The organism is Gaoshiqia sediminis, from assembly GCF_025907915.1.
GTDB classification, from domain to species: Bacteria; Bacteroidota; Bacteroidia; order Bacteroidales; family Prolixibacteraceae; genus Gaoshiqia; species Gaoshiqia sediminis.
Genome location: NZ_JAPAAF010000098.1, coordinates 1 through 1,192 on the forward strand (window position 1 = coordinate 1; position 1,192 = coordinate 1,192).

General features: G+C 45.1%; 2 protein-coding genes. Both read left to right on the forward strand.

From position 1 onward, the window contains the following. Positions 1 to 312 precede the first annotated feature (312 nt). A complete protein-coding gene (locus tag N2K84_RS20135) occupies positions 313 to 537 on the forward strand; it encodes a hypothetical protein (RefSeq protein ID WP_282593632.1) in 225 nt (74 codons plus the stop codon). Then, complete coding sequence (locus tag N2K84_RS20140) at positions 534 to 791, forward strand: Txe/YoeB family addiction module toxin (protein WP_282593633.1); 258 nt, start codon at positions 534 to 536, stop codon at positions 789 to 791. The genes N2K84_RS20135 and N2K84_RS20140 overlap by 4 nt, the downstream gene beginning before the upstream one ends. Positions 792 to 1,192 lie beyond the last annotated feature (401 nt).

A 1,192-nucleotide genomic window follows, 5' to 3' on the forward strand; every position in this document is an offset into this window, starting at 1 on the left:
GCCCGCAGGGCCCAATCCGCGTGAATCGGTGAAAGAACAAGCCAGTGCAAAGCGAAAAACATAATTCATAAACATCATATTACATCAGCGTCATCCGCGTCTAATTCTTTTTAACGCTGTCAGGAGCTACGCACGCTGACAGGTTGCGCTGCCCGACACGACAACGCGCCCACGCTGCCGTCATTCATCAATCATCATTCATCAATCATCAATCAAAACGTCTGCGTCCCATTTCTTTAATCATCAATCATCATTCCAAACGTCCGCCTTCCATTTTGATGGATATTTCGTAACTTCGAACAAAAAGCAGCCATGGAAACAACCATAAAAATTAATACAGATTCATTGACTCCGGAATTCATAGAAGGGATCAAAAAACTATTTCCCCATAAAACAGTGGAAATTACGATTCAGCCAGCAGATGAAACCGAATATATTTTGAGTAATCCGGCGTTTTCGCAAGTCTTACAAGACCGTATTGCTGAATATGAAACAAAAAAACAGGTCATTTCATTGAAAGACAATGAGCTTTTATGAAGACGATTGAGTTTGTGCCGGACGCCTTTAAAGAGTACCAGGAATGGGTAAAAACGGATCGAAGGATAGCCCTGAGAATTGGTGATTTGATAAAGGCTATATTAAGAGACCCCTTCAATGGACTTGGTAAACCTGAAGCATTGAAACACCAATTTAAAGGATACTGGAGTCGCCGGATCGATCTGGAGCATCGCCTGATCTATAAAGTTACCGACTCATCCATTGTGATCATTTCCTGCTATTCGCATTACTAGTACCGGCCCGTTGGTAGTCGTTTGCCACACAAAGAAGATTTTTAACGCAGAGAACGCCAAGAAGGCGCCAAAAGGCATTTACCCCAAACCCCTAAAGGGGCTTTTGGCATGGTGCCACCCGGCAGGAGTAGTGAGTAGTGAGACACGAGTAGCGAGACACGAGTAGCGAGACACGAGTAGCCAGTCGCCGCCGTCATTCATCAATCAACAATAATCAATCATCAATCAAAACGTCTGCGTCCAATTTCTTATTCATCAAGAATCAATTTTTTAACGCAGAGAACGCCAAGAAGGCGCGAAGAAACACCCCAGCGGGGCGTAATATGGGTAGCCCCGGGTGGAGTGCAACGGAACCCGGGGATAGGAAGGCGCATTGTTTAGAAGGCGCACCGGAAAGGTAA

Excerpts from the sequence above, each read along its gene's own strand:
- N2K84_RS20140 (WP_282593633.1), top strand. The coding sequence starts at position 534 with ATGAAGACGATTGAGTTTGTGCCGGACGCCTTTAAAGAGTACCAGGAA.
- N2K84_RS20135 (WP_282593632.1), top strand. The coding sequence starts at position 313 with ATGGAAACAACCATAAAAATTAATACAGATTCATTGACTCCGGAATTC.